Source organism: Cerasibacillus quisquiliarum, from assembly GCF_014202495.1.
GTDB classification, from domain to species: domain Bacteria; phylum Bacillota; class Bacilli; order Bacillales; family Amphibacillaceae; genus Cerasibacillus; species Cerasibacillus quisquiliarum.
Map to the genome: position 1 here is coordinate 137,038 of NZ_JACHHA010000001.1, position 26,768 is coordinate 163,805.

The 26,768-nt window shown below is 33.9% G+C and carries 23 protein-coding genes, 2 pseudogenes and 1 other annotated feature; of the genes and pseudogenes, 20 read left to right on the plus strand and 5 right to left on the minus strand.

Annotation, left to right across the window (positions count from 1 at the left end; translation table 11 throughout):
- Nucleotides 1-30: 30 nt before the first annotated feature.
- The 13 genes and pseudogenes from HNQ35_RS00750 to HNQ35_RS00810 all read left to right on the plus strand — a co-directional run bounded on the left by HNQ35_RS00750 (nt 31) and on the right by HNQ35_RS00810 (nt 14,539).
- Nucleotides 31-1,341, plus strand: coding sequence for a phenylacetate--CoA ligase family protein (locus tag HNQ35_RS00750; protein ID WP_146935146.1), 1,311 nt, complete (start codon nt 31-33; stop codon nt 1,339-1,341).
- Nucleotides 1,342-1,357: 16 nt separating this feature from the next.
- Nucleotides 1,358-1,693, plus strand: a complete 336-nt coding sequence (locus tag HNQ35_RS00755) for a hypothetical protein (protein ID WP_183330108.1) — start codon at nt 1,358-1,360, stop codon at nt 1,691-1,693.
- Nucleotides 1,694-1,717: 24 nt separating this feature from the next.
- Nucleotides 1,718-2,353, plus strand: a pseudogene (locus HNQ35_RS00760) (sugar-transfer associated ATP-grasp domain-containing protein); the annotation flags it as partial.
- A 123-nt stretch (nt 2,354-2,476) separates the two neighbouring features.
- Nucleotides 2,477-3,544 (plus strand): glycosyltransferase, encoded by a 1,068-nt coding sequence (locus HNQ35_RS00765; protein ID WP_146935142.1) that lies wholly within the window; start codon nt 2,477-2,479, stop codon nt 3,542-3,544.
- A 62-nt stretch (nt 3,545-3,606) separates the two neighbouring features.
- Nucleotides 3,607-4,794, plus strand: coding sequence for an O-antigen ligase family protein (locus tag HNQ35_RS00770; protein WP_146935140.1), 1,188 nt, complete (start codon nt 3,607-3,609; stop codon nt 4,792-4,794).
- Between the two features lie 21 nt (nt 4,795-4,815).
- Nucleotides 4,816-6,105: a lipopolysaccharide biosynthesis protein gene (locus HNQ35_RS00775; protein WP_146935138.1), complete on the plus strand. Its 1,290-nt coding sequence runs from the start codon at nt 4,816-4,818 to the stop codon at nt 6,103-6,105.
- Nucleotides 6,106-6,140: 35 nt separating this feature from the next.
- A complete protein-coding gene (locus HNQ35_RS00780) occupies nt 6,141-7,064 on the plus strand; it encodes an ATP-grasp fold amidoligase family protein (RefSeq protein ID WP_218026184.1) in 924 nt (307 codons plus the stop codon).
- A 28-nt stretch (nt 7,065-7,092) separates the two neighbouring features.
- On the plus strand, nt 7,093-8,166 hold the full coding sequence (locus HNQ35_RS00785; protein WP_146935136.1) for an NAD/NADP octopine/nopaline dehydrogenase family protein: 1,074 nt from the start codon (nt 7,093-7,095) through the stop codon (nt 8,164-8,166).
- 72 nt (nt 8,167-8,238) lie between these two features.
- Nucleotides 8,239-9,405 (plus strand): nucleotide sugar dehydrogenase, encoded by a 1,167-nt coding sequence (locus HNQ35_RS00790; protein ID WP_146935134.1) that lies wholly within the window; start codon nt 8,239-8,241, stop codon nt 9,403-9,405.
- A 77-nt stretch (nt 9,406-9,482) separates the two neighbouring features.
- Entirely contained in the window at nt 9,483-11,213 is a 1,731-nt protein-coding gene (locus tag HNQ35_RS00795) for a phospho-sugar mutase (RefSeq protein WP_146935132.1), read from the plus strand.
- Nucleotides 11,214-11,501: 288 nt separating this feature from the next.
- Nucleotides 11,502-12,596, plus strand: coding sequence for a C45 family autoproteolytic acyltransferase/hydrolase (locus HNQ35_RS00800; protein WP_146935130.1), 1,095 nt, complete (start codon nt 11,502-11,504; stop codon nt 12,594-12,596).
- Nucleotides 12,597-12,694: 98 nt separating this feature from the next.
- The gene (locus HNQ35_RS14370) at nt 12,695-13,087 is read left to right on the plus strand and encodes a M20/M25/M40 family metallo-hydrolase (protein WP_146935128.1); all 393 of its coding nucleotides are present in this window, start codon (nt 12,695-12,697) and stop codon (nt 13,085-13,087) included.
- Between the two features lie 39 nt (nt 13,088-13,126).
- Entirely contained in the window at nt 13,127-14,539 is a 1,413-nt protein-coding gene (locus HNQ35_RS00810) for a YfcC family protein (RefSeq protein WP_146935126.1), read from the plus strand.
- Between the two features lie 200 nt (nt 14,540-14,739).
- On the opposite strand, the gene HNQ35_RS00815 is transcribed toward HNQ35_RS00810, so the two are convergent.
- From HNQ35_RS00815 to HNQ35_RS00825, 3 genes are all read right to left on the minus strand, one after another.
- Nucleotides 14,740-15,162, minus strand: a complete 423-nt coding sequence (locus tag HNQ35_RS00815) for a hypothetical protein (protein ID WP_146935123.1) — start codon at nt 15,160-15,162, stop codon at nt 14,740-14,742.
- Nucleotides 15,163-15,248: 86 nt separating this feature from the next.
- Nucleotides 15,249-15,767 carry an amidase domain-containing protein gene (locus HNQ35_RS00820; protein WP_146935121.1) on the minus strand — a complete coding sequence of 173 codons (519 nt, stop codon included), beginning with the start codon at nt 15,765-15,767 and terminating at the stop codon, nt 15,249-15,251.
- 55 nt (nt 15,768-15,822) lie between these two features.
- Complete coding sequence (locus HNQ35_RS00825; RefSeq protein WP_146935119.1) at nt 15,823-16,104, minus strand: hypothetical protein; 282 nt, start codon at nt 16,102-16,104, stop codon at nt 15,823-15,825.
- 175 nt (nt 16,105-16,279) lie between these two features.
- On the opposite strand from HNQ35_RS00825, the gene HNQ35_RS00830 reads away from it, so the two are divergent.
- The 6 genes and pseudogenes from HNQ35_RS00830 to HNQ35_RS00855 all read left to right on the plus strand — a co-directional run bounded on the left by HNQ35_RS00830 (nt 16,280) and on the right by HNQ35_RS00855 (nt 22,712).
- The gene (locus HNQ35_RS00830) at nt 16,280-16,762 is read left to right on the plus strand and encodes a hypothetical protein (RefSeq protein WP_146935117.1); all 483 of its coding nucleotides are present in this window, start codon (nt 16,280-16,282) and stop codon (nt 16,760-16,762) included.
- 151 nt (nt 16,763-16,913) lie between these two features.
- Nucleotides 16,914-17,219, plus strand: a complete 306-nt coding sequence (locus HNQ35_RS00835; protein ID WP_146935115.1) for a transposase — start codon at nt 16,914-16,916, stop codon at nt 17,217-17,219.
- An 848-nt stretch (nt 17,220-18,067) separates the two neighbouring features.
- Complete coding sequence (locus tag HNQ35_RS00840; protein WP_146935113.1) at nt 18,068-18,286, plus strand: hypothetical protein; 219 nt, start codon at nt 18,068-18,070, stop codon at nt 18,284-18,286.
- A 1,168-nt stretch (nt 18,287-19,454) separates the two neighbouring features.
- The gene (locus tag HNQ35_RS00845) at nt 19,455-20,720 is read left to right on the plus strand and encodes a tetratricopeptide repeat protein (protein WP_146935111.1); all 1,266 of its coding nucleotides are present in this window, start codon (nt 19,455-19,457) and stop codon (nt 20,718-20,720) included.
- Nucleotides 20,721-21,531: 811 nt separating this feature from the next.
- Nucleotides 21,532-22,414: pseudogene (locus HNQ35_RS00850) on the plus strand (Rpn family recombination-promoting nuclease/putative transposase).
- A gap of 106 nt (nt 22,415-22,520) precedes the next feature.
- Nucleotides 22,521-22,712 (plus strand): transposase, encoded by a 192-nt coding sequence (locus HNQ35_RS00855; protein ID WP_146935083.1) that lies wholly within the window; start codon nt 22,521-22,523, stop codon nt 22,710-22,712.
- A gap of 464 nt (nt 22,713-23,176) precedes the next feature.
- Here HNQ35_RS00855 and brnQ read toward each other — a convergent pair whose 3' ends face one another.
- Nucleotides 23,177-24,502: a branched-chain amino acid transport system II carrier protein gene (brnQ, locus tag HNQ35_RS00860; RefSeq protein WP_146935080.1), complete on the minus strand. Its 1,326-nt coding sequence runs from the start codon at nt 24,500-24,502 to the stop codon at nt 23,177-23,179.
- Nucleotides 24,503-24,733: 231 nt separating this feature from the next.
- Nucleotides 24,734-24,985, minus strand: a binding site (T-box leader).
- Nucleotides 24,986-25,373: 388 nt separating this feature from the next.
- Here brnQ and HNQ35_RS00865 point away from each other — a divergent pair.
- Complete coding sequence (locus HNQ35_RS00865) at nt 25,374-25,814, plus strand: hypothetical protein (protein WP_146935077.1); 441 nt, start codon at nt 25,374-25,376, stop codon at nt 25,812-25,814.
- Nucleotides 25,815-26,084: 270 nt separating this feature from the next.
- On the opposite strand, the gene HNQ35_RS00870 is transcribed toward HNQ35_RS00865, so the two are convergent.
- Nucleotides 26,085-26,432: a hypothetical protein gene (locus HNQ35_RS00870; RefSeq protein ID WP_146935074.1), complete on the minus strand. Its 348-nt coding sequence runs from the start codon at nt 26,430-26,432 to the stop codon at nt 26,085-26,087.
- Between the last annotated feature and the right edge of the window lie 336 nt (nt 26,433-26,768).

A 26,768-nucleotide genomic window follows, 5' to 3' on the forward strand; every position in this document is an offset into this window, starting at 1 on the left:
TAAAAGGTAAATATAAAGGTGATTATTATGTTGAACACAATAAGGAATAAAGCATTTTGGACTTTAGATTCAATAAAAAATGAATTTGTAAGAAAAGCTTTTTACGAGATAGATAAGTATTATAATATGGATAGTAATTCATCTGAAATGCATAATTATCATGAAAAGACCTTAAATAAATTAATTTCTCATGCAGTCAAAACCACAAAGTTTTATAGTGGTTATAAAAATGCCCATGAATTATATGATCTTCCAGTTGTAGATAAAAATGTTATCCGATCGAAACAGGATAGTTTTTTATCAAGTATGTTTTCAAAAAAAAACTTAATTCAAATGTCTACAAGTGGCTCAACTGGAACACCATTTACATCTTTTCAAAATAAAGAAAAGAAAAAACGCGTTAATGCTGAAACTATTTTCTTTAACGGTAAAGCGGGTTACAAAGTTGGAAACAACTTTATTTATTTAAGGTCATTGAACATAAAAAATAAAAAGTCAAAGTTAAAGCAGTGGATTCAAAATGAAAAATTGATAGATGTTAATAATTTAGATGATCAGGAAATACAAAGCTTATTATCCCAAATAAAGGATTACTCAAAAAAAGAAAGCGCAACAATGTTATCTTATGCTTCAACATACGATGCATTAGCAGATTATTTTCAGAGAAAAGGAATTGAGTCAATTAAAGATTGTAAGATTCATGGCATAATAAGTACATCAGAAATACTATACAATTCAACAAGAAAGCAAATGATGAAAGTTTTTGGCTGCGATTGTTTATCTAGATATGCGAATATGGAGAATGGTATTTTAGGTCAGGATACAGTGTTGTTTCCAAACTCATTTATTCTCAATGAGGCGAATTATTACATTGAAATATTAGAATTTGACTCTAATGAACCTGTAAAGGACGGAGAATTAGGTAGAATCGTTGTTACTGATTTGTACAATTATGCCATGCCAATGATTCGTTATGATACAGGAGATGTAGGTACGTTTAAATTAATGAATATTAATGGTAATAATAAAAAAGTGATCTCTAATTTTAATGGGAGAAAAATAGATATGATATTTGATGTTAATGGAAACCATATATCTCCACATAAAATATCAGTAGCATTTTGGGATATACCAGGATTGAAACAGTTTCAGTTTATTCAAGAAAATGCGGGAAAATACAGAGTACTATTAATTGTCGATAATTACTTTGGTGATACAGATTTAAAAAATAAATTACATCGAATTCTTGGTAAAGAAGCTATTATTAATTTTAATAAAGTACAAGAAATTCCTACCCTTAATTCCGGAAAAAGGAAATATATAATAAATAAAACTTTATAGAATTGAGGATTTAATTATGTCTACAAAGAAATATATAGTTGAGAGAATTCATAAAATCAACAGAATGATGAACGGTTTTATTGAACAAGACTTAAATATATTTCAAAAAGTAAGGATTTTATGTGATCTTGGCTTATCTATCTTAATTTATGGTTCAGGTATAAATGATTATTTTCAATATCAATTTTATAAACGGAAGCATATTGATCGAAAGACATTCATAGTTCACCGTAAAAGAATGCGAATAGTAAAAACGTTTAACGATGTTAATGATCGAAAAATATTTGATTCAAAACCGGAATTTAATAAAAAATATTCATCATATATTCAACGTGATTGGTTAGATATATAAAACTCTACTTTTGAGGAATTTGAAAATTTTGTATCTAAACACAATAAGTTCATTGTTAAACCTGTGGCCGGAAGTCATGGAAAGGGTATACGAATAATTGATGTTGATGGCACGAAAGAGAACATCACTAATTTGTATAAAGACCTACAACGCGATAATCCAATTATTGAAGAGTTAATTGTACAACATAACGAATTGTCCGAATTTAATCCCACCTCAGTAAACACTCTAAGGGTAGTTACTTTATTGTGTAATGACGGAAAAGCTAGAGTAATGACAGCTAATTTAAGAGTAGGTAATGGTGAGAAATATGCGGATAATTTCCATCATAATGGAATAGCTGCATTATTGGATGTAAACAGCGGAATTGTGGTAACTTCTGGAATTGATATGAATTTTAATAGATATTATGTCCATCCTGTAACTGGAAAGCAAATCATTGGATTCAAGATACCTTATTGGGAAAAGGTAATACAGACATGTAAAGAAGCAGCACATGTTACACCCTCAGTTGGGTATGTTGGATGGGATGTTGCTATTGGAAAAGATGGACAAATTATGATTATAGAAGGTAATGCTGCAGCCGATCCAGATATCTCACAAATGCCTGATCAGATAGGCAAATGGCCTTTGTATGAAAAATATATTAAAAAGATATAATAAAATAGTAAACTTTTTGCCTTATATTTGAAACATTTAAATAATATCTTTATTAAGTTTTATTAATAGTGTGTGTTAAATTAATAAAGTATAAGTAGTTGTAAATTATACAGGGGTGTGTACATGGATAAGATAAGCATAATTGTACCGGTTTATAATTCGGAACGTTATTTAGCAGAATGTCTAGATAGTTTAATCAACCAAACCTATAAAAATATTGAAATAATACTAATTAATGATGGTTCAACAGACGGTTCTAAATATATTTTGGATGAATATGAAAGGAAAGATAGTAGAATTAAAGTTAAACATTTAGAAAATGGCGGTGTTTCAAGAGCAAGAAATGTAGGGTTAGAAATGGTTACAGGTGAGTGGATTACTTTTGTTGATAGTGATGATTGGGTAGAGCCAGATATGTTGTCTTTCTCTATGAAAAAAGCTATTGATACTAAATCTGATATAATAATTTGGTCATATTTTAAAAACTATTTTAATAAACAAATCCCACTTTCTCTTGTTCCGGGAGGAGATCAAATTTTTATAGATGAGAAGGATTTACTCTGTTTAAAATCTATATATCAAATGATGGGAGAAAGTAGAGTTAAAGAAAGTGTTTCGGCTGGTACAGTATGGTGTAAATTATACAAAAGAAATATAATTGAAGATAATAATCTTCGTTTTAAGGTTGGATTAACGCGTGCTCAAGATAGTGTTTTTTCTATACATGCCTTCATGATCGCAGAAAAAATAGCTTATTTTGATAAGAATTTATATCATTATAGAATTAACAATTCATCTACTTGTTCAGGTACTCGATTTATACCAGATAGTGAAAAACCATTCAATCAGTTATTATCAGAATTTGATTCATTCATCAAAAAATATAATTTGGGGTCAGAATACTACACAGCATTGAACGGCCGAACAATTCAAGTTTTAATGTGGCATTTAAAACATAATTTTTTTCATAAACAAAATTCTAAGAGTATTTTGACTCGAAGAGCAAAAATTATAAATCTGTTGAATAAGGAACCATATAAAACAGCAATATCAAACGTTGATACAGATTTATTACCAAAAAAAGAAAAACTTATGGTAATGCTTTTTAAATATAAGCTTATATTAACATTTTATTTCATTAATAATTTACACAGTAAAGTTGAAAAGCGAAGTAATAGAAGATATAAATAAAACTCTTTAAAGAGTAGATTTTAATATGTGTTTATCTACCCTGTAAGAAATGAGGTAAACATTTGAAGAATATAGAAGTTAATATCAAAATGATTATTGTTACAATAATACTTTTTTCCTTTTTAGAGCCTGATTATGTTAAAGCTAATTCCGTACTTCATATAATATTTTACATTATTAGAATCATAGGAATACTCTTATCTATAATAGTTGTGATAAAGAAACAAAGAATCCTATATGTTAGCTTATTAGTTACATTATATTATTTTGTATATGGATTCTCTACCATACTAAATGGTGGAGATTTAACTGGATTAATTAGTGATGCAATACCAATTTGGGGATTTGTAGTATGGGTTGAAATCATATTAAGATATTCTCCACTTAAAGGACTATCCATTTTAAACTTTGTTTATTCGACCTTGGTATATATAAATGTGTTATTTTTTTTAGTGTTTCCAAATGGATACACTAGTTACTATACAAGTGCTGGTATAGTTGTTCGCTACTTTTTAGGTGTTTATAATCAGTTTGCAACATATTTAATACCAGCAGTTGTAATTAGTGTAGTACACTCGATGGTAAACTATAATAAAATAACAATACAATCAAAACTGCTTATTGCCACAGTAAGTTTTACATTTATATATTTCTGGTCTGCTACATCAATTATTGGTATATTTCTAATAATAATTTATCTGTTATTTGTGCATAAAGGCTGGCTACGATATATGGTAAATAATAAAACAATAGCAGTTTCTACATTGATCTTATTCATTGTGGTTATTTATTTTAATAACCTAAATGCTTTTTCATTTATTATTGAAGATTTACTTAAAAAGGATTTAACATTATCAACCAGAACACGGATTTGGGATATAGCGAAATTAATGATTAGTGAATCTCCTTATTTTGGATATGGATATCTCGAAGGTGGTAAATACGTCTACATTACACAGTCTATCCAAAGAAGTGCCCACAACACAATTTTACAGATTTTATTACAGAGTGGTTTTTTTGGTCTATTAACATTTGTGTTACTAATTTTAGTCTTCTTTAAACGAGTTAAAAAATTCAAAACCAAAAGAATTACAAGGTTTATTTTATTTTCTCTATTTACTTCTCTTACAATGATGTTGAGTGAAGTGTATCCATTAAATTTCATGTATTTGATTTTATTACTGGGGATTTTCACGCCAAACATAATTAAAGAAAAGGCTAAATTCGAGGGAAATACTAGAATATCCTAATTGGAGTTTAAGGAGTAACAAATGAAGGAAAAAACCAAGGAATTATTGAACTCAAAGTTTATAAAAAATGTTACTATTATGGCGACTGGAGCTGCTGGGGCACAAGCAATAGCAATGCTATTATCTCCTTTTATTACAAGAATATATGGCCCTGAAGCATATGGAATTATGGGAACCTTCACATCGATAATAAGTATTATAGCTCCTGTTGCTGCTTTGACCTATCCAATAGCAATAGTTCTACCAAAGAGTGATTTAGATGCAAAAGGCCTTATACGTCTTTCTTTAATAATTACTGGTACAATATCATTTGTCTCTCTTTTATTAATCACACTTTTTAATAAACAAATTGCAAATGTTTTTAACCTAAATGAAGTTTCTTCTTTTTTATTTTTAATTCCATTAGTAATTATTTTTGGTGGATTAATGCAAGTTTCAGAACAATGGTTGATCAGAACAAAACAATTTTCTATAAATGCTAAGGTAACATTTTGGCAGTCTGTCATAATTAATAGTAGTAAAGTTGGAATTGGATTTTTTTATCCTTTTGCATCTGTTTTAGTTATTTTAACCGTTTTTGCAAATGGTTTAAGAGCTGTAATGATGATTTTCTTTGCCAAAAAATCATCTCATAAGAAAAATATGGTAACTGAAGATAGGAGAAAAAGTCTAAGGAAATTAGCTAGAGAATATTATGATTTTCCATTATATCGTGCACCAGAAGTGTTTTTAAATGCTGTTTCAAATGGTTTGCCTGTTTTAATGCTTACTAGTTTTTTTGGTACAGCTGCAGCAGGCTTTTATACAATTGGAAGAACAGTTTTGTCCATACCTTCTCGGTTAATTGGAAAAGCTGTAGGAGATGTATTTTATCCTCGTATTGCAGAAGCAGCAAAAGAAGGAGAAAATGTAACAAATCTTATTAAAAAAGCAACATTAGCATTGAGTGGAGTAGGGATAGTTCCATTTGGTTTAATAGTTTTATTTGGTCCAAAGTTATTTAGTTTTGTCTTTGGATCTGATTGGGTAGTAGCTGGAGAATATGCTAGATGGATAGCATTATGGAGCTTTTTTGCGTTTATGAATAGACCTAGTGTAATGTCTTTACCCGTCCTAAATGCTCAAAGGTTTCATTTAATATATACAGTAATCATGTTAGTTACTAGATTATCAGCCTTAGCAATGGGTTACTTTGTTTTTGAAAGTGATATTGTAGCTGTTGCATTGTTTGGAATATCAGGTGCAATACTTAACTTCGGATTAATTACTATTACCTTAAGAATAAGTAAGAAGAAAACACGCCTAGTGTAGAATCATGACTATAAATTGAAAGGGTGACAGAAATATTGAAGCGTTATTTAAAAAAGAGTGATTTAGTAATGTCACTCTATCGTAAATATCTTAGAAAAAAGAGAAGTTTACTTTCGATGCTTTCTCCAACTTTTTCAACTAAATTATTATATAAGGAATACTTTGGTAAATCCTTAGATTTAAAGAATCCGGAAACGTTAAATGAGAAAATTCAATGGCTAAAGCTTAATACATATAATAACAACCATTTAGTTACTCAATGTGCTGATAAATATCAGGTAAGGAAATATGTTGAAGAATCAGGATGCAGCGAAATATTAAATGATTTAATTAATGTATGGGATTCAGTTGATAAGATTGAATGGGATATTCTTCCGAATAAGTTCGCTCTTAAAGTTAATCATGGATGTGGATATAATATTATCTGTAATGATAAAAGCAAACTCAATATAAAAAGAGCTGAAGCGCAGTTAGAGAAGTGGATGAAGGAAGATTTTTGGAAGTTTCGTGCAGAGATTAATTATAAGTATATACCCAAAAGAATAATTTGTGAAAAGTATATTGAAACAGAAAGCGGATTACTGCCAGATGATTATAAATTTTATTGTTTTAACGGTGAACCAAAGTTCGTTATGCTTTGTGTTGGAAGAGAAAAGGGAAGACCTAAGTTTTATTACTTTGATCGTGAATGGAATTTAATGCTTTACACAAGAGATGCAATAGAAAATCCAGATATTAAAATTGAGAAACCAGACGGTATAGATGAAATGTTTAAATACGCCGAAAAGCTATGCAAACCTTTCCCGTTTGTTAGAGCAGACTTTTATTTAGATAAAGGCAAAACTATTTTTGGTGAGTTAACATTTACACCATCGGCTGGTTTAGATACTAAGCGTTTGCCTGAAACGGATAAAATTCTTGGGGATTTTTTAAAGCTTCCAATAGACAATAAACGTTAAGAATACATAAAAGAGTGGAGGAGTAATTATGAAAGTAGCAATTTTAGGTGCGGGAAATGCCGGATGTGCTGTAGCTGCTGATTTATCTATTAGAGGTTATGATGTAACACTAATTAAAACTACTGATTCAATGCACAATGACAATTTTCAATATTTGTTAGAAAATAATGGTGAAATAAAATTAGTAGAAAATAATGAAGCTAAAACTACGAGAATTAATGTGGTGACGAGAGACTTATCCGAACTATCAAAGGCAGATATAGTAATTGTTTATATTCAAACTAATTATCATGAAGAATTGATAAAGAGAATGGTAGAGTATATTAAAGATAATCAAATTATAGTTTTTAATCCGGGATATTTTTCAACTGCTTATATGTTAAAGCATTGTAAAAGTGATAATATTACAATTGTAGAGGCTCAGAGTTCATTTATTGATTGTCGAATAATTGAACCTGGTGTTATTAAAGTTGGATTCAGAAATGTAAGAAATCCTATAGGAATATATCCAATAAAAGATACTTCAAAAGCGAAAGAAAAACTTGATAGATTAGGATTTCCTTTTGAATATTTATCTTCAGTTGTGGAAGCTGCTTTACATAATCCGAACTTAATCGTTCATACAGTTGGTGCTGTTATGAGTATCCCACGTATTGAAAAAACAAAAGGTGATTACGTTATGTATCACGAAGTATTTACACCTAGTGTGTGGAATATATTGGAAAAATTAGATAGTGAAAAAATGGATGTACTCGAAAAGTTAGGATTTGAAAGACTTTCCTATGTTGAGGCCTGTAAATATCGCAACACATTAGATGACACTCGTGATGCTAAGGAAGTATTCTTTTGGTATGCAGCAATGCCTACAAGAGCTAAAGGCCCCGTTTCGGTTGATTCTAGATATATAACAGAAGATGTTCCACAAGGTCTTGTGATGCTTGAAGCGATAGCAAAACAACTCAATATAGAAACGCCAATTTGTACTGCTTTAATTGAAATGGCATCGGCAGCTTTAGGGAGAGATATGCGTAAAGAAGGTAGAACACCTGAACGATTAGGGGAAGAAAACATTAAGAAAATACTTAATGATACATTAAAGTGATAAAGAATCCATAACATTATTATACATTACATAAATTTAGTGCATGTACAAATCAATTTAGGAGGCATCCCCATGAAACTCACAGTCGCCGGGACAGGCTATGTCGGCCTATCAAATGCTGTCTTACTATCCCAACATAATGAAGTCACAGCATTTGATATCGTAGAAGAGAAGGTTGATTTAATTAATCATAAAAAATCTCCAATTGTTGATCCGGAGATAGAAGATTTTTTAGCGAATAAATCGCTGAATCTTAAAGCAACAACGGATTATAAAGAAGCGTTTAAAGATGCGGACTATATCATTATTTCTACACCGACGAATTATGATCCGGAGAAAGATTATTTTGATACAAGTTCTGTTGAAACAGTGATTGAACAAGTTCTATCTGTAAATCCGACTGCGACGATGGTTATTAAGTCAACCATTCCGGTCGGCTATACGAAAGCAGTACGTAAGAAGTTTTCAACTGAAAATATTATTTTTTCGCCGGAATTTTTACGTGAGGGAAGAGCATTATATGATAATTTATATCCGTCACGTATTATTGTCGGAGAGAGATCAGAGCGGGCTAAGAAGTTTGCCGAGTTGCTTAAAGAGGGTGCGATTAAAGAAGATATTCCGGTTCTTTTTACGGATTCAACTGAAGCGGAAGCGATTAAATTATTTGCGAATACATATTTAGCGATGCGCGTGTCATTTTTTAATGAATTGGACACATATGCGGAAATAAAAGGGCTCGATACACAGCAGATTATTGAAGGGGTCGGACTAGATCCACGTATTGGTGATCACTACAATAACCCGTCATTCGGTTACGGTGGTTATTGTTTGCCGAAAGATACGAAACAATTACTTGCTAATTTCAAAGGTATTCCTAATAATATGATTACAGCCATAGTTGAGGCGAATGATACGCGTAAGCGCCATATTGCTAATCAGATATTAGCGAGACAACCTAAAATCGTCGGAATATATCGGCTAACGATGAAGACAGGGTCGGATAATTTCCGTCAATCAGCTATTCAAGATGTCATTAATCATATCAAACGAGACGGTGTTGAAGTCGTTATTTATGAACCCGTATTAGAAAAAGCTGAGTTTGACGGTTCGAAAGTTATAAAAGACTTTGCCGAGTTTAAGGAAGTTAGTGATGTTATCGTTGCTAATCGCTTATCTGATGAGCTAAAAGATGTGAAAGATAAAGTGTATACACGTGATGTGTTTTCACGAGACTAAATAAGGATTAGCCTGCACGTTTTAGTTGCAGGCTTTTTTCAAAGAAAGGGTTTCAGATACGAGGAGGCTTGATAGAAATGACATGGCAAGAGAACTATAATCGCTGGATTCATTTTGCTGAATTAGATGGGGAATTAAAGGAGCAATTAACGGATTTAAAAGATGATCGAACAGCTTTAGAAGATGCATTTTATAAACATTTAGAGTTCGGAACAGGTGGCATGCGTGGCATTATTGGGCCTGGCACAAATCGAATGAATATATATACAGTACGAAAGGCTGCAGAAGGGTTAGCGCGCTATATTGAAGAACAAGGTCATATCGCGAAAAGCCGCGGTGTTGTCATTGCCTATGATTCACGCCATAAATCGAAGGACTTTGCGATGGAGGCTGCGAAAGTACTAGGTCATCATGGCATTCAAGTTTATGTCTTTGAATCACTTCGCACGACCCCAGAGCTATCATTTGCGGTACGTTTTTTACATGCGTTTAGTGGTATCGTTATTACCGCAAGCCATAACCCACCAGAGTACAATGGGTTTAAAGTGTATGGGGAAGACGGTGCGCAATTTGCTTCAGAAGCTGCGAACGTATTAGTGGGCAAAGTGAATGAAGTTGAAAATGAGTTAGAGATACCTGTGGCAGAAGAAGAGTCATTAAAAGAATCTGGGCTTTTATCGATAATCGGTGACACAGTCGATCAAGCATATTTAAAACAGTTAGAAACGATTACCGTTAACCGTGATGCCATCGAACAAGTAGCTGATGACTTTAAAATCGTCTATACACCACTTCACGGAACAGGGAACCATCCAGTAAGAAAAGGTTTAGCACAAGTCGGTTTTAAACATGTTTACGTCGTTAAAGAGCAAGAACTGCCAGATGATGCTTTCCCAACGGTTGATTATCCAAATCCTGAAGAACCAGCTGCCTTTAAGTTGGCGATTGAATATGGTAAGAAACATGACGCTCATATTTTATTAGCGACTGACCCTGATACAGATCGCGTCGGTGTTGCTGTTAAAAATCGCGAAGGTGAATACCAACTGTTAACAGGTAACCAAATTGGTGCGTTATTACTTCACTATCTGATAACTGAAAAAGCGAAGAAAAATGAACTCCCGGAAAATGCGACTGTTTTAAAAACAATCGTCACATCTGAATTAGGTCGTGATATTGCCAAAGCTTATGGGCTAGACACAATCGATACGTTAACAGGATTTAAATATATTAGTGAGAAAATCAAAGAATTTGAAGACCGTGGGGACCGTTCTTTCCTCATTGGTTATGAAGAAAGCTACGGATATTTAATCGGTGAATTTGTACGAGATAAAGATGCCATCCAAGCGTGTATCCTTATCGCCGAAATTGCTGCTTTCTATCATACACAAGATATGACCTTGTATGATGCCTTAATGGATATTTTCGCAAAATATGGCTATTATCGTGAAGGATTAAAGTCATTAACATTAGAAGGAAAAACAGGCGTTGAGAAAATTGCTGCTATTATGAACGACTTCCGAGAAAATCCTCCAGCTAAAGTAGCCGGAAAACAAGTCGTTGTCCGTGAAGATTATCAATCTAGTAAACGAACGTTTGTCGATAAGGGTGTGGAAGAAACAATTACACTGCCAGTATCTAATGTACTCAAATACAAACTTGAAGATGACTCGTGGATCTGCATTCGCCCATCCGGCACCGAACCGAAAATTAAATTTTATTTTGGTGTAAGAGGGGAGACGCTGGAAGAAAGTCGGGAGATGTTGGAGAAGTTAATTGATGACGTGATGGGGAGAGTTGGGGAATAAATATTAAAAAAATAGAATCCCATAGACGGTTGCGCTTATATCGTCTGTGGGATTTTGTTATGGTTTTGTTTTGGATATAACTTTAACCCGTCCACTGCTCAAACAGACCAGTGGGCTTTTATATGTTTAAATGTCGTTTATTCATTTTATCTTTTAAATGTTAAAGTAAATCACATTCCAATTGCATGTAATGCAAAAGACGTATCTGTTAAATGGGAGCTCCAATTGTCATAATATTTTACAGTGATACATAAGCATATAAAAAAATAATACAATTTCACAGGTGAGGTGTCATGTATTAAAGTATTAAGTCTATCAGGATCTGCTTATGAAATTGGTAAGCAACACGGAAAATGGGCTAAGGAGGAGGTTGCATATAGTTTAGATTCTTATGAAAAGTTATTTTGGTATGAGAGGAATCTTTCCTGGGAACAAGCTGTTGAATTAGCGAAACAGCATATCAATACGATAGAAGAGGTTAATACTGAATTGCTTGAAGAAATGGCAGGTGTTGCTGATGGCGCGTCAGTTCGGTTTGAAGATATTTTAACATTAAATGCTAGAAGTGAAATTGCGCTAACTGGTAATAAATTTGATGGTTGTACGAGTGTTTCTGTAATGCCGCCGCTAAGTGATAAGGCTTATTTGGCACAAACATGGGATTGGCGACCTTCACAGACGAGAAGTTTAATTGCATTAAAAATAAATCATAAAGATACAAAAATTAACATGATAACAGAAGGAGGGATTATCGGTAAAATAGGATGTAATCATCATGGTCTCGGTGTTTGTTTAAATGCTTTAAGGACGGATATCAAATCTCATACATTGCCAGTCCATTTAGGATTAAGAGAAGTTTTAAATAGTACGGATATTGAAGAAGCTAAGCATAAAGTTAAAGATGGAAAGATTGCTTCATCTGTCAACATGTTAATGGCTCAACATCAATTTAATGCCCCCCAAGCACTTAACATCGAATTATCCCCGATTCATTCCGATGAACGAGAAACAAAATCAAATTATTTATATCATACAAACCATTTCTGTTCCCATATTATGAGGCAAAAAATAAAAGAAAATAATGTTCGAGTGGCAAAGAATTCAGTCATTAGAAAGGAAAGAATGAAGGAACTCATTATGACAAGTATTCAATCTAAAAAAACGATAGATAAGCAAGTTATTCGAAAATGGTTATCTGATCACGATAATGAACCATTTTCGATTTGTAGACATAAAGATCACCATACATCAGAGTATGTAGATACGATTACAGCTTTTGTAGTTATTATGAATTTAACAGATAAAACGATGAAACTATTAGAAGGTCAACCTTGTAACCCTATAAAAGAGTATCACTTCACTTTTGAGCGGGAGGAAAAGTAACACACTGAGTCTAGGAGCGGTGAAGGGGCGAGCGATAGCGACCTATAGTCGCGCGATTTTGCCCCTGTGTCGCGCGCTTTTAACCCCGGGTTGCGCGATTGTACCATGAGGTCGCTCGATTTCGACCTGCCATCGCTCGATTTCAGTCATCCACCGCTCGATTTCAGCCCGTCGGCGCTCGATTTCAGTCACCCAGTGCTCGATTTCAGTCATCCACCGCTCGATTTCAGTCCGTCGGCGCTCGATTTCAGTCATCCACCGCTCGATTTCTATCCATCGGCGCTCGAATTATTCAAGAGGAAGCTCGCAAAATCAGTTTAACCATTTTCCACACTTCAACAGGTGGGGGGTCTGATGCATCGTTTCCTGCATCACTCGGTGTGCCCACAGTAGATGGATTAGGTCCTGTCGGTGGGAACCAACATAGTGAAGATGAGTATTTAGAAATTGCTAGTCTAATTGTTAGAGAGAAATTTTTCATCAGAATATGATGACGTTTAGGTGAAGAATAAAATATAAGGAGGCAATCTATGGAAAAAGGAGCAGTTAAAAAGTCAAGAAGATTTGTTATGCCAGACGCATTCATCATTATTTTCAGTATTGTAACTTTAGCTGCGATTGCAACACATTTTATTCCGGCAGGTTCATATGAACGTGAGACCGTTGATGAAATAACGAAAGTCGTTCCTGGAAGTTATGAAAAAATAGCATCTAATCCGGCTAACTTGCTTGACTTATTTAGTGCCATTCCAAAAGGCATGGTGGAATCTGCGAATATTATATTTCTCATTTTTATTATTGGTGGGATTGTTTATATCATTGAATCGACAGGTGCGATTACATCTGGTATTCATACACTCATTCAAAAAACTAGTGGAAGATATATGCTCTTAATAGCAACAGTTAGTGGTATATTCGGGATCTTAGCGTCAATGGGTATTGCAGCAAATGCTGTCATCGCTTTTATACCGATAGGGATTGCTTTAGCAAGATCACTCAAATTAGATGCTATTGTCGGAGTAGCTACGGTTTACTTAGGTTATTACTCTGGAATGATTGCTGGTATTTTCGACCCGACCATATTAGGCTTAGCGCAAACAATTGCAGAATTACCATTGTTCTCTGGCATGTTATTGCGTGTATTTTTATTTTTAGCTCTCATCACGATTACGATTATTTATACAAATCTTTATGCAAAAAAGGTAAAAAACAACCCGGAAAAGTCATTTATGGGAAGCAAGCTATTTGGAAATTTACCAAATGATACAAAAGTAGAAGACCGTAACCTTATTATAACTGGCAGACAGAAGCTGATTTTACTTACATTTTTATTATTTATCGTCACTTTTATTTACGGTGCTTTTAATCATGACTGGGGTATAAGCGAACTGTCTGGTATTTTTTTAATGATGGGTGTCGTTATAGCGTTCATCGCGCGAATAAGCCCGAATGAATTTATTAGTCAATTTATTGCAGGAGCGAAGTCAATTGTATATGGTGCTTTAGTTGTTGGTCTTGCGAGAGCCGTCATCGTTATTTTAAATGAAGGTGCGATACTGGATACGATTGTTTATTATGCTCTTGGTCCATTAGAGTCGACTTCGATTTATGTAGGTGCTCAATTATTATATGTGTTTAATTTATTGTTTAATATTTTAGTTACATCTGGAACCGGGCAAGCGGCAATCATTATGCCACTTATGGTTCCTATCGTAGATTTATTAGGGATAACGAGACAAACCGGTGCGCTTATTCTCATGCTAGGCGATGGTTTCACGAATATAATTACACCAACTTCAGGTGTGCTAATGGCTGTTCTTGCAGTTGGCGGTATTAATTGGGTGAAGTGGGTGCGATTTGTCTTCCCATTATTATTAATGTGGATGATTGTCGGATCTATTGCCATTACGATCGCCATCTTTATCGGATACGGCCCATTTTAGTATTTTATTATTAATAGTAACAAACATGCCCCTTATCATCTGTTAGTTGGTTTATGTCTAGTGATCAGCCCTGGGCGGAATGTTATTACCCAGGGTAAATATTTTAAGACTCTATTAAATTGTAAGAACTCCTTTATTGAGCATTGATAAGAAACATGCTTATTAACGAATCATGTTCTGTACTAATGTTAAATAGTTAATTAAAACGGTAAGATAAAAAACCTTTTCTTTTGTTGGAAGTTGATTGTTTCTTCCATAGATTTTCCATCTATATTCCACTTTATCAATAATGTATAGTCACTGTTATTTGGTCTTTCTCCTATAGCTACAAAATCTAAATGATCACCGGGATTAACATCTACTTTTTCCTCATCATCTGATGTTAGCACATGACCATTCTCGTTAAATTCTAAAAGTGTCACAGCAATAGTACCTTCATCTTGCCATCTTAATTTACCGCTCCAAATGTCTTTTTTGGCCGGAACGGATTCTGGCACATATTCAGCATACCAGTTACCATCATCACTTTTCCCTACAAGTATTGCGGGCCTTGTGTATGAATATAGTACCCAGCTGATAAGAATTATAAAGATGAATGATAAAACGATTAAAGTTTTTTTCATATATGCACTTCCTACTAAAAGAATTTAATACCTTTGAATTTCGCTTAAGAAATAGATACAATCGAATTTCCTTTTATGTGATTGTATCACTTGCTATTTTTTTTATAGTATGCATTACTAAATGAGCGAACAGTTGATTTTGGTTTCCAGTATTTTCTGAACTGCTTAACACTAATCCAAAGACTAGGATCTGATAACTTCCAACTATAATTTAACTGTTTAGCGTTATTGATCACCCAATATTTAGAATTTTTCTTACGAATAGTCCATTTTCCTGATTTTGGTTTACCACCACCAACATGAATTGCCTGTGATACAAAATTGGTGCAATCAGTCCCGAACTTTCCAGTAAATTTAGGATAATTTTTACTATATCTATTATAATTTTTATATGCCCAATTACCAGCGGCTGTGCGATTATATGATTTGTTTATACTAATATTATCTTCACCTAGCGAACTTCCCTCATTAATTTCATGTAAAAATACCTTGGTTTTTGAGTCGTACCCATTTGGTCCAAGAACATATCTCTCCAAATAATCAACTAGAATGTCTTTATCGTTTTCGCCTTCTATTATAGAAAAACTATCTATTATTTTGTGCATTATATTAACTTAATCTTGACGATTTATAGACAGTGTTTGTTCCATTATATTTTTATCAAGAGAATATGTCCTTTAAAACATTTGCAACTTTTAAGTCTTCTTCATAATAGGATTTAAGAGTAGATTGTATAATATTGTTTTCTACTTCAGGATCTACTAAATGGCCTTCATCTACTGTATTGGTGCTTTTTTCATTAAGATATGCGTTGATATAAGGGTTATTTCCACTCTGTACTTTTCCGTTAGCTTTAACATTATGGGAGTAAATATGTGTGATTGCAACTATTAAAAATAATATAAACAATAGAAAGCGAATTTTCCTAAATAAGTTTAGCATTGCCTTGTCCTCCCCTTTAAAATAATAGAGTTCTTGTTTAATTTTATTATCACATAATATATATGTCAATTCTCATTAGTGGTATTATTCAATAAATAATAGATAATAATAAAAATTAAATTTATTACTTGTCGCTGATACAATATAAAAAAATTAGTTATATTGGAGGTTTTATATGCAAAACAAAATATATTTTTTTATATTATTAATATTACTATGTGTACTAGTAATGAGCTGTGATCGTGATTCAAATTTAAATGAGCGTTATATTTTATCCACAGTGGATCACGCCATGATTGAAGCGTATATCGATGAACATGTAACAGATGAAGGTGAAGATGAACAAGTTTTAAGTGTTCATGAGGTTTTGGGAAGTGATCAAGGAGCTGGAAAAATTTATTTATGGGTTATGGCAGAAGGCTATATGACAAAAGCTAATCGTATAGTAAAAACATCTGGACTTTCACAACCTGTTTTATTAAAAGTGAGCGATAAAAGCGGAGATTTAGAAATCATTGAACATGCTTCTCCTAGAGATGGCAATGATTACCCCAAGGATATTAAAAAGATGTTTCCAGATTTCATAATAGATAAATTTGATAACGTAGAGGAAAAACTTAGGGAGGAACTTGAAAAAAAATTTAGAGAGCTTGAGTAAGGATAGAACTGTTAGTGTTTGTAATATTGGATTTAATACTATAATATATCACGTCAAATAATCCTGCTGCAGCTGCTCTTTTAAGCAAGATGGGATATTCAGAAAAGAACGCATTCAAGTTAAGAAAGAATTTTTACGGATGATGGGTACGATGGAGCTAAACCCAGCCAAACAACGCTTAATCTACGGCTTTTTTGAAACCTATTTAAAATTAAACGATGAAGAGGAGGAAAAGCTAATGGAAGAAGTGAAGAAAATGGATAACGCTGATAAAATATTAGAGTTACCGATTTCGTATGAGGAGAGAGGGATTAAGAAAGGCCTAGAGGCAGGTGTAGAAAGTGGGAAAAAAGAAGTCGCCCTCGAGATGTTAAAAGAAGGCTCATCTATTGAATTTATTGCCAAGGTCACGCACTTAAACCGAGGAGAAATAGAAGTTTTGCGGAGAAAAATGTGACAAATGGACAGGAGACGCTCGATTCCTCTGTTTAAATTCAACAATTTTAACAAAAAAAGCCCCTATATAGGCGAAAAATAGGTCAGTTTTTGGTTGGTTAGCATAAATTAATTGAATAGTATTTATTCTACCTATTCCGTTAATTATACTAGAGGGAGAAGTTATTTTTGTAAAGAAAGTCGGTGATAAAATGAATAATTATTCTAGAGATGATTCTTATTTTAATAAGAAATCATTGGAGTCTTTCCTATATTTTGTTGCTTACTCGATCATAATTATATTCCCTACAATGATTGAATTATCTTTTAATTTTGTGACAACATGCATCTTGGTGCTTAGTTTTATTTATTTACTTCATTTAATATTGAAACCGAGTATTGCTTTTGTTATAAGAAAAGTAATGCCGAGATGGCTTCGCATAAAGAAAAGGCCTGTTTACATGGGTTATATAATTTTATATTTAGCTGTACGTATGACATGGGATATTTAATGAGTTCTCCTTTAATTGGCGAAATAATAGTCGGAACAGAAGATTTATCCGTGTATCATGAATGAAGTTGTATGGATTTTTTTATTTATAAAGAAGTGGCTTGTCGATGTAAAAGGGGTATCGCTATGTAACATGTCTAAGTAAACTTAGTAGTGGTAGCATGAACATAGCTAGGAATGAATGGATATGAATTATAGTTATGTTACTGGTGGTTAGTCTTATCTTTAATTATAAGTTTTTTAGATTTCATCATCATCATAGCCGGTAATATGTTATTTATATGGAAGATTTCTTTTATGTCATTAGGGACACGATTACATAACTTGATGAGATCATTGAGGGAAAAAGCAAAGGCGACTTGCAGCAAGATTTTTCCACATTAACAGAAATAATGAGTCAACTTGATTTTATGGTTAGAAGGGTACCTTACTATTTTGATGGTATGGATGGATTAACCAATTATATTGGAGATGCGATATTTGTTATCAATCATGGAACCTATTATAATGGAAAAATTGTACTACCATTTATTGAAGATGATAAACTTGATAGACGAGAAATTTCTTATTTGAAATGACTTAAAGACAGTTTATTACCTATTTATAAGCAATTGCTCTCAGCGGAGACACAGCAATTTTCAGAAGATATAACAAAACATAAATTTAAAGAAATGATTAGTGAACATATTTTCGCCATTGATAAAGAGGATGAATTGCTAGAAGAGTCTATGAAGCATCATGATTAAAAATTCTACTATATGAAAATGGCAAACGAGTTCTTGGCCCAAATATTGAATAGCAGGTATTATTTTTTGATCATTTTAAGCACGACGCGTTATTGGAGCAGGTATCCCCCGGTTGTCGCCGAACATGGTTATATATTGTCATGCATTGCCCGATTTTAGCGCCCCTCACTCAATTCGAGTCCAATTCAGCGCATCTCCACCCGATTTAGCTCCAGATCGTCTAATCCCCACACATTTTGTTCGTTTCCAATCATCATCCAATTTCCTAACATTTTCACTCGTATCCAGTCAGAAATGTAAAAAGAAATTCCGCCTTATTGGTAATTCACCTTATAAATTTCTTCCTAATTATTAGTTTATATGATTTTTTGTTCAATCTATTCTCAAAAAAAGACTAGTCTCAGTTAAGTGACACTAGTCTCAAAAAAGTAAAAATATTTAAAGGATGGAGTTAAACTTTCATACTTATGGCTATTAACAACAAAATTATTTCTTTAACCCTATGACTCAAAAATTTAGTACTTAAAAATGAATAAAAACATAAAACCACCGCTTAAGTGACACTGATGCTACTTCATAAATTCACCCTAAAGAATATAAAGTAGCTTGAGCTCGTAATACGAAGCTCGCTTTCATTTTCACCTCCTTTAAAATTTTCTATCAGCATTTAAGGAAACCCAAGAGTATTATCTAATCACAGGCCAGATAGGATCATTTACTGGCCAAATAGGGTCTGCAACAAAAACGGTCAATACAGCGGCTGATACGACAAGCAATGTAGCTAGTTTTTTGTTCATAAATACCCTCCTTTTATACAAACTTAACATTTAGACGAATATAGGTGAGTATGTTCTGTTATGTTAAATATTTTAATAATATCATATACAGACTTTTTATATTTGTCAACATCAATTTTAGTTATATTTATTTATAAAAATTATTTGTTCAGTAATGTTAAGAAGTGATATGATGTTGTTATGAAATTATGGGAGGAATTTGAATGAATCATATTGCACAGAGAATTAGAGAAATGAGAATAGAAAAAGGGCTCACACAGGCCGAGCTTGCCGAAGGGGTTATTACACGGAGTTATTTAAGTCAAATAGAACGTGGCGCCTTCGAACCTTCTTATGATGTCATTGAAAAGCTCGCGAAAAAACTCGAGTGCAATATAGAAGATTTATTAAATCAAAAACCGAAAAATAAAAGTTTACTTTTACTTCAAATACAAAGAGATATTAAATTAGCGGAAAAAAGTATTTTGGAATCGAAAATAAATAAGGCTAAGAAAATTATTGAAAATCCAACGTTCGACTTATTAGAAGAAGATACGAGCGACGAGGAAAAAGGGATTCTATACTGGATTAAAGGGAAGATTTATGAACATGCTAATCATTTAACTGATGCTATGGCTAACTATCGTAAAAGTGCTCAAGTTTTAAATGAAGTTAATCAAGAAAAGGCAGTAAGATCGTTAGTTGATTTAGGTTCTGTTTATACATTAAATAATCAAAATTATGAGGCATTAAATATACTGAATAAAGCAAATAAATTAGCTATTTATGAACAAATAAGTGGTCAAACCCGCATTTCCTTATTATTAAATTTAGGAATTGTTCACGGTAAATTGAATGAGTTATATTCGGCTATTAATTTCTTGGAGGAAGCATTAGATTTAAATCATTCAATGGAATTGTACTATAAGTCAGCAGAGATAAATATGGCTTTAGGCATTTGCTATATGCAGCTGAATAAGACAGATGAAGCTCATCAATGCTACTCAAAAGCCATTGATTTTTTTATGTTGATAAATGATGTGGAAAACCAGGCAGGAACATTAAATAATTTAGGCATTCTCTTAAGACAAACGGGTCATTTACAGGAGTCAGTTGAAAAATTTAATAAATCAATTGCATTATTTAAAGAACTAGGAAAAGAAAATAAAATAGTGAATGTGGAACTGGAATTAGCAGAAACGCTTCTACATTTAAAAGAATACGAAAAGTTGGAGCAAATATGCTGTCAAATCATTGAAGGCTCGGCGGAAAAACAATATGTAGGAAAAGCGAATGAGTTATTAGGTGACATGGAAAAAGCGAGAAAAAATTATGCTAAGGCTATTGAGTATTATCAAGCAGCGAAAAAATTAACTGATACGAATTCAGGCGCAATGAGCAGATTAATAAATAAGCAGGCAAATATTTTTCATATTTTAGGCGATTATAAAAAGTCATCCACTATGTTAGTTGAACATATGACAAACTGATATGGATTATAGGAATGCTTTTCATTGTTTAAGATTACCTTCATCTCCCTAAAGTTATTAAGTTGTGGCATTGAATATTATAGAATGTATGAATTTTCCGAGTGAGATGTGGAGCGTTAATTATTGTTCAAGGCAAAATCGCGCGGTGGCAGGCAAAATCGCGCGACCCCGCGCCAGAATCGCGCAACCTTGGGCCAAAATCGCGCAACCTCGGGCCAAAATCGCGCGACCCCGCGCCAAAATCGCGCGGTCCTGGGCTAAAATCGCGCGACCCCGCGCCAGAATCGCGCAACCCCGGGTCAAAATCGCGCGACCTCGGGCTAAAATCGCGCAACCCTGGGCCAGAATCGCGCGACCTCGGGCTAAAATCGCGCAACCCTGGGTCAAAATCGCGCGACCTCGGGCTAAAATTGCGCAACCTCGGGCCAGAATCGCGCAACCCTGGGCCAGAATCGCGCGACCTCGGGCTAAAATCGCGCAACCCTGGGTCAAAATCGCGCGACCTCGGGCTAAAATCGCGCAACCTCGGGCCAGAATCGCGCAACCCTGGGTCAAAATCGCGCGATCCCGCGCCAGAAACGCGCCATCTGAATATAAACAACCTCACTACTAACTCTAGATATAAACCTCTCCACAGAAGGGAACACTTGTTTCTTGCATCGATTTGTTATATTCTAAAAATAGAATAAACACCTCAGATATTTCCTCTACAAAACGTCAAAAGGATGTGTTAAAATGCAAGCAACACAGCTTTGCGAAAGAAATGTGTCAATTTACTCGCAAGCCACAAACCCACCGCTAACGCTAATTCGTGAAAAAGAAGGGGGGGCAAACGTACACAAGGCATGATCAACTTTTTAAAGAACTCATCCACACATTTTTTCAAGAGTTTTTAGAAGTGTTTTTCCCAGATATATATGAAGCAATCGACTTTCACACCATCACCCCGCTATCGGAAGATACACACAGATTTAATCGAAGGCGATACCCGAAGATTAGACATCGTTGTTCAGGTTAAATTAAAACAAGAAAATGCTTTAATCATCGTCCACATCGAACCACAAAGTACAACACAAACAGATTTTCATGAACGGATGTTTCAATACTTCAGTCTTCTATACAATAAGTATAAAAAAACAATTATCCCAATCGCTGTATTTAGTTATGATGAAAACTGGGAGAAAGATCAATTTACGTTGGGATTATCCGACTTCCAAATTTTGACATTTAACTTTTTATCGTTACACTTACGAAAAAAGAATTGGCGAGACTATATCACGTCAAATAATCCTGCTGCAGCTGCTCTTTTAAGCAAGATGGGATATTCAGAGAAGGAACGCATTCAAGTTAAGAAAGAATTTTTACGGATGATGGCTGTGATGGAGCTAAACCCAGCCAAACAACGCTTAATCTACGGCTTTTTTGAAACCTATTTAAAATTAAACGATGAAGAGGAGGAAAAGTTGATGGAAGAAGTGAAGAAAATGGATGACGCCGAGAAAATATTGGAGTTACCGATTTCGTATGAGGAGAGAGGGATTAAGAAAGGCCTAGAAAAAGGAATAGAGACAGGGGTAGAGAGAGGAAAAAAGGAAGTCGCACTCGAGATGTTGAAAGAGGGCTTATCTATTGAAATAATTGCCAAGGTCACACACTTGGATAGAGAAGAAATAGAAGCTTTGCGTCGAAAATGAGAAAAGGGGACAGGAGAAAACCTGTCCCTTCAGTTAAACTCCGACTGAAACGGCGGTTTTTTTTGAAACCTATTTAAAATTAAACGATGAAGAGGAGGAAAAGCTAATGGAAGAAGTGAGGAAAATGGATGATGCGGAGAAAATATTGGAGTTACCGATTTCGTATGAGGAGAGAGGGATTAAGAAAGGCCTAGAAAAAGGGATAGAGACAGGAGTAGAGAGAGGAAAAAAGGAAGTTGCATTTGAAATGTTGAAAGAAGGAGCATCCATAGAATTTATTGGTCACGCACTTGGATGAGAAGGAAATTGAAGAATTGCGGCGAAAAATGTAAGGGAGGGATGGGAAGAGTTCCAGTCCATAAAAGAAAAATTATAAAAGAGTTTATATAAAGATGTTAATTTATATGAACTCGATTAATACAGAGGAGAGCAAATGCGCAAGAAAATATATTTATTGTTAACGGTTATATCATTCTGTATAGTAATCGGTTGTAATCGTGAAGCAAATTCAAATAAGAGTTACCTTTTATCAGCAGCGGATCACATCATCATTGTCCTGAGCGAGGTCCCATTCGAATTGATAGTGAATGGTTAGTCATTTCATTTAATGAGAAGGATATCGTCGAACGGTACGAGGTTAAAACCGATTAGGAAGCGATCATTTTGCTATACGACATTGATTGTAGACGAAGTATAAATTCTCTTATAAACAATAAAAAGCATGTAGAATAAATCCTACATGCCTTTTTAATCTCTATTCATTTAAGAAATCGTTGATGATGCGGCGTTTTTTAATACTTTTCCTTTAGTCAGATCAATGACATATCCGACTGTTGCTACAATTAATGTTGGAACCACCCAGCCGAGGCCATTTTCATATAATGGAAAGATGCCTAAGACAGAATCAACGGCTTCGAATCTCACATTGAAAAAATCTAGAACGCTAATGACTGCAAAAATAGTTGTCACTGCCATAGAATAGACGTACATTTTTTTGCTTTCACCGATAAAATATTGCACTAATGATAAAAGAATTAACACAATTGCAAATGGATAGACGAAAACTAATAACGGTGTTGCAATAGATAAAATAGTATTTAATCCTAGATTTGTAATGAGAAGTCCGATTAAAACGAACACGACGACATATTGTTTATAAGAAAATGTTGGAAAAATTTCGTTGAAAAAGCTAGCACACGCGTTAATTAGTCCGACACATGTAGTAAGACATGCAAGTAAGACGATTGTACCGAATAGTAAATTTCCACCAACGCTAAATAAGCGGTCGGTTGCTAAGACGAGTATTTCGGCACCGTTTTCTACAGGCTTGTTATATGTTAGAACTCGGCCAATCCAACTAAGCGATAAATAGACGATGGTCAAACCAACACCTGCTATCATACCTGCATAAGTTGTGCCGCGGATAATATCTTTTTTCTTTGTAACTCCACTCGTTTTAAGTCCATTGATAATGACAATTCCAAATGCTAGTGCAGCAATGGCGTCCATCGTATAGTATCCTTCTAAAAATCCACTTAAAAATGGTGCGGATGCAAATTTTTCAGATACATGTTTTTCAGTATAATTCAATGTTGTAAAAGCCTTAACAAATAGAACAGTCAGCACGAGTAGTAATGCTGGAGTCAGAATTTGTGCTAGGCGATCGATCATTTTTTTAGGGTCTACACTTAGTAGGTAAGTGACCCCAAAGAAGACGACCGTAAATAAAAACAATGTTAATGAGCTTTCAACTTCAAACACTTGGACAAACCCTAATTCGTAAGCAACGCTTGATGCACGAGGAATACCATAAAATGCACCAATTGATAAATAAACGACGATTGTAAATATAAGTCCAAATAATGGATTAACACGTTGCCCGATGGCTAACAGACCATTATTGGATAATGATACAGAAATAACAGCTAGCAATGGAATAAAGACAGCAGTCGATATAAAACCAGCAATCGCAGGTATAAAATTTTCCCCTGATTCCATTCCTAAAAAGGGTGGAAAGATTAAATTTCCAGCTCCAAAAAATAGTGAAAATAACATAAAGCCTAATAGTAGTATGTTTTTCTTGTTCATTGTGAATCCCCCAGTTCATTGTCGCAAATCTTTTTTCTACTTCTACTAAATTCGGTTGTGTGCACACTCATGATTAACGATTGACATTCATTCAAGATGATAAAGTCTATTCTTAGATGATGGTTGAATTTCAGCCTACTCGTGTTTTAATGACGTTTCTTTAGTAGAGAAGATGTGTGATTGCGATTCAAATGTCGGGGCCCCATAAAAAAATAAAAAAACTCGCCCCTAAAAAGGGACGAGTTTGAACTCGCGTTACCACCCATATTCCTAATGTTTCAAAAAAGAAACAATTCGGCTCTTGATCACGTACCATCATACGCGTTCCTTAATAACGGAGGACACCCGTCAAAGCTTACATAACTTCAGCTTTGCATCTCAGAGATGATTTTCGGAAAAGCTCTGTACATCAGCTTTCACCATAATGCTGACTCTCTGTGGGACAGAAATCATTTTCTTACTCGTTCTCGTCATCGATTTTAACTTTGAAATAAATTTAACATAAACATTATTTTCTGTCAACAAATATTTTTTGGATATAACTGTCATTTCTTTGCGGGGAGGTTTTTTTATAGAACATTCATCGCTAGGGGAATAGTAGTGCGATACTCTTTATCCAAAATTGTGTTCAGGAGAGCGTATGTAAATACTGTATATATTGCTAAATAATAATTGAACACAAAGTACTTTCCTTCAGATAAAGATTTCTTTCTCTTTGTTTACCGTTCTCAATCTAACCATCATTTCCCTCCATCGGGATGTTTTTCCTGAAAGAAAATTTGGATTGATATATTATGGGGTATAAAGGATTTAGCTTTAAGTGAAACCACTGGTAAAAAACTTTAAAATATTAATGATGGGGGACTGAGTTATGAAAACAGAAAAAATATCGCTTATGGATGCTTACATGATTGAAACATTACGTCGTCAAGGTGTTTCAGATGCAGAAATGATTTCAAAAATTCAATCAGGTGATGTTAGTAGCTGGAAAAATCTACATGATAAATTTGATTTTAATGAATTGATTAAGCTAGGAGATAGAGGGAAGGATAGATTAGAAAAAATCATTTTAAAAGGCTATCAAATTAGCTTTATTACATTTCCAGGACTGCAACAAATATTAAAACTTAAATTTAATAAAATAAAAGATCACGATTATCAACTTATTGACAAGGGAATAAAAAACTTACGAATGAAGGAGCAAGAATTAGATCAGTTGAAACAACTTCTGTCTATGAATTGGGTTATTACTGATGAAAGTAAAGAAAGTAATCATGACTATTTCGTTACGATTAAACATGTTATGGCATAAGAAAAATATAATTTAGCGCATTGTAAGTGTGAGGGCGCATGGCTTGCAAATAGTGGTTTGCTCAAGTCGATGCCACCCTCATTTCATGTCGTTCATCAATGTGATTAAGTCTTAGTAGCACTCTATGTTAGGCTGTATTGTTCTATTTTGTCCATCGGTGTTCGATTCCAAAGTGTTTCTGTTCGCTTTTGACCCGTCACTGTTCGATGCTGCAATCTTTAATTTTAAGTTCTGTTATTACCATAGGGGAAACCAATCATCACTACAGCATCATTTATCAAACAGGACAATCTTTTGGCATTGTTGAATTTGGGGTGGATCACTTTCTGCTATAGCACCGTCATAGTAAATCTCTACTTCCATGTTTGGTATAATATCTTGAATCATTCTTTCTTTTCCATTTTGATCAATCAATGTCGCACCTTCAGTTAAGACAATTATTTTTTTAGCATTATTTAATTCATTTGCCCCTTTGATTGGCTCAACGATTAGTGTGGTCGTTTCATTTTCAAGTACGATTGCTTTAAACTTTTCTTTACCATTTATGTTTTCACTTTGACAACCGATAAGCAATACGAGTACAAAGACAATCGAAAAAATAATATTTGCTTTTTTCATTTGTATGCTCCTCGTTTATTATTATGGATTGTGTTAATTCTAACGGTTATTATGAAGAAAATAACATTGTTAGACCGTATATTTCTTAGTTTTTTTAATTTAGTTAATATTCATTTTACCATACGGATGTCTCGTTTTAAAAGCGATAAAACTAAAGTTGACAAAGCATAGCAATGAATGGTGGTTTTGCCACCTGATTTAGGAGACGTCCCTTAATTCTTTTAGATTGTACAGTCGCTTAATTGTAGGTTTTTGATTAGGGTAAGGGTTTTGAACTTTCTCGAATTCCTGTACTACTATCAATAAAAAATTAGCGTCTGGTATGATAAGAATGAG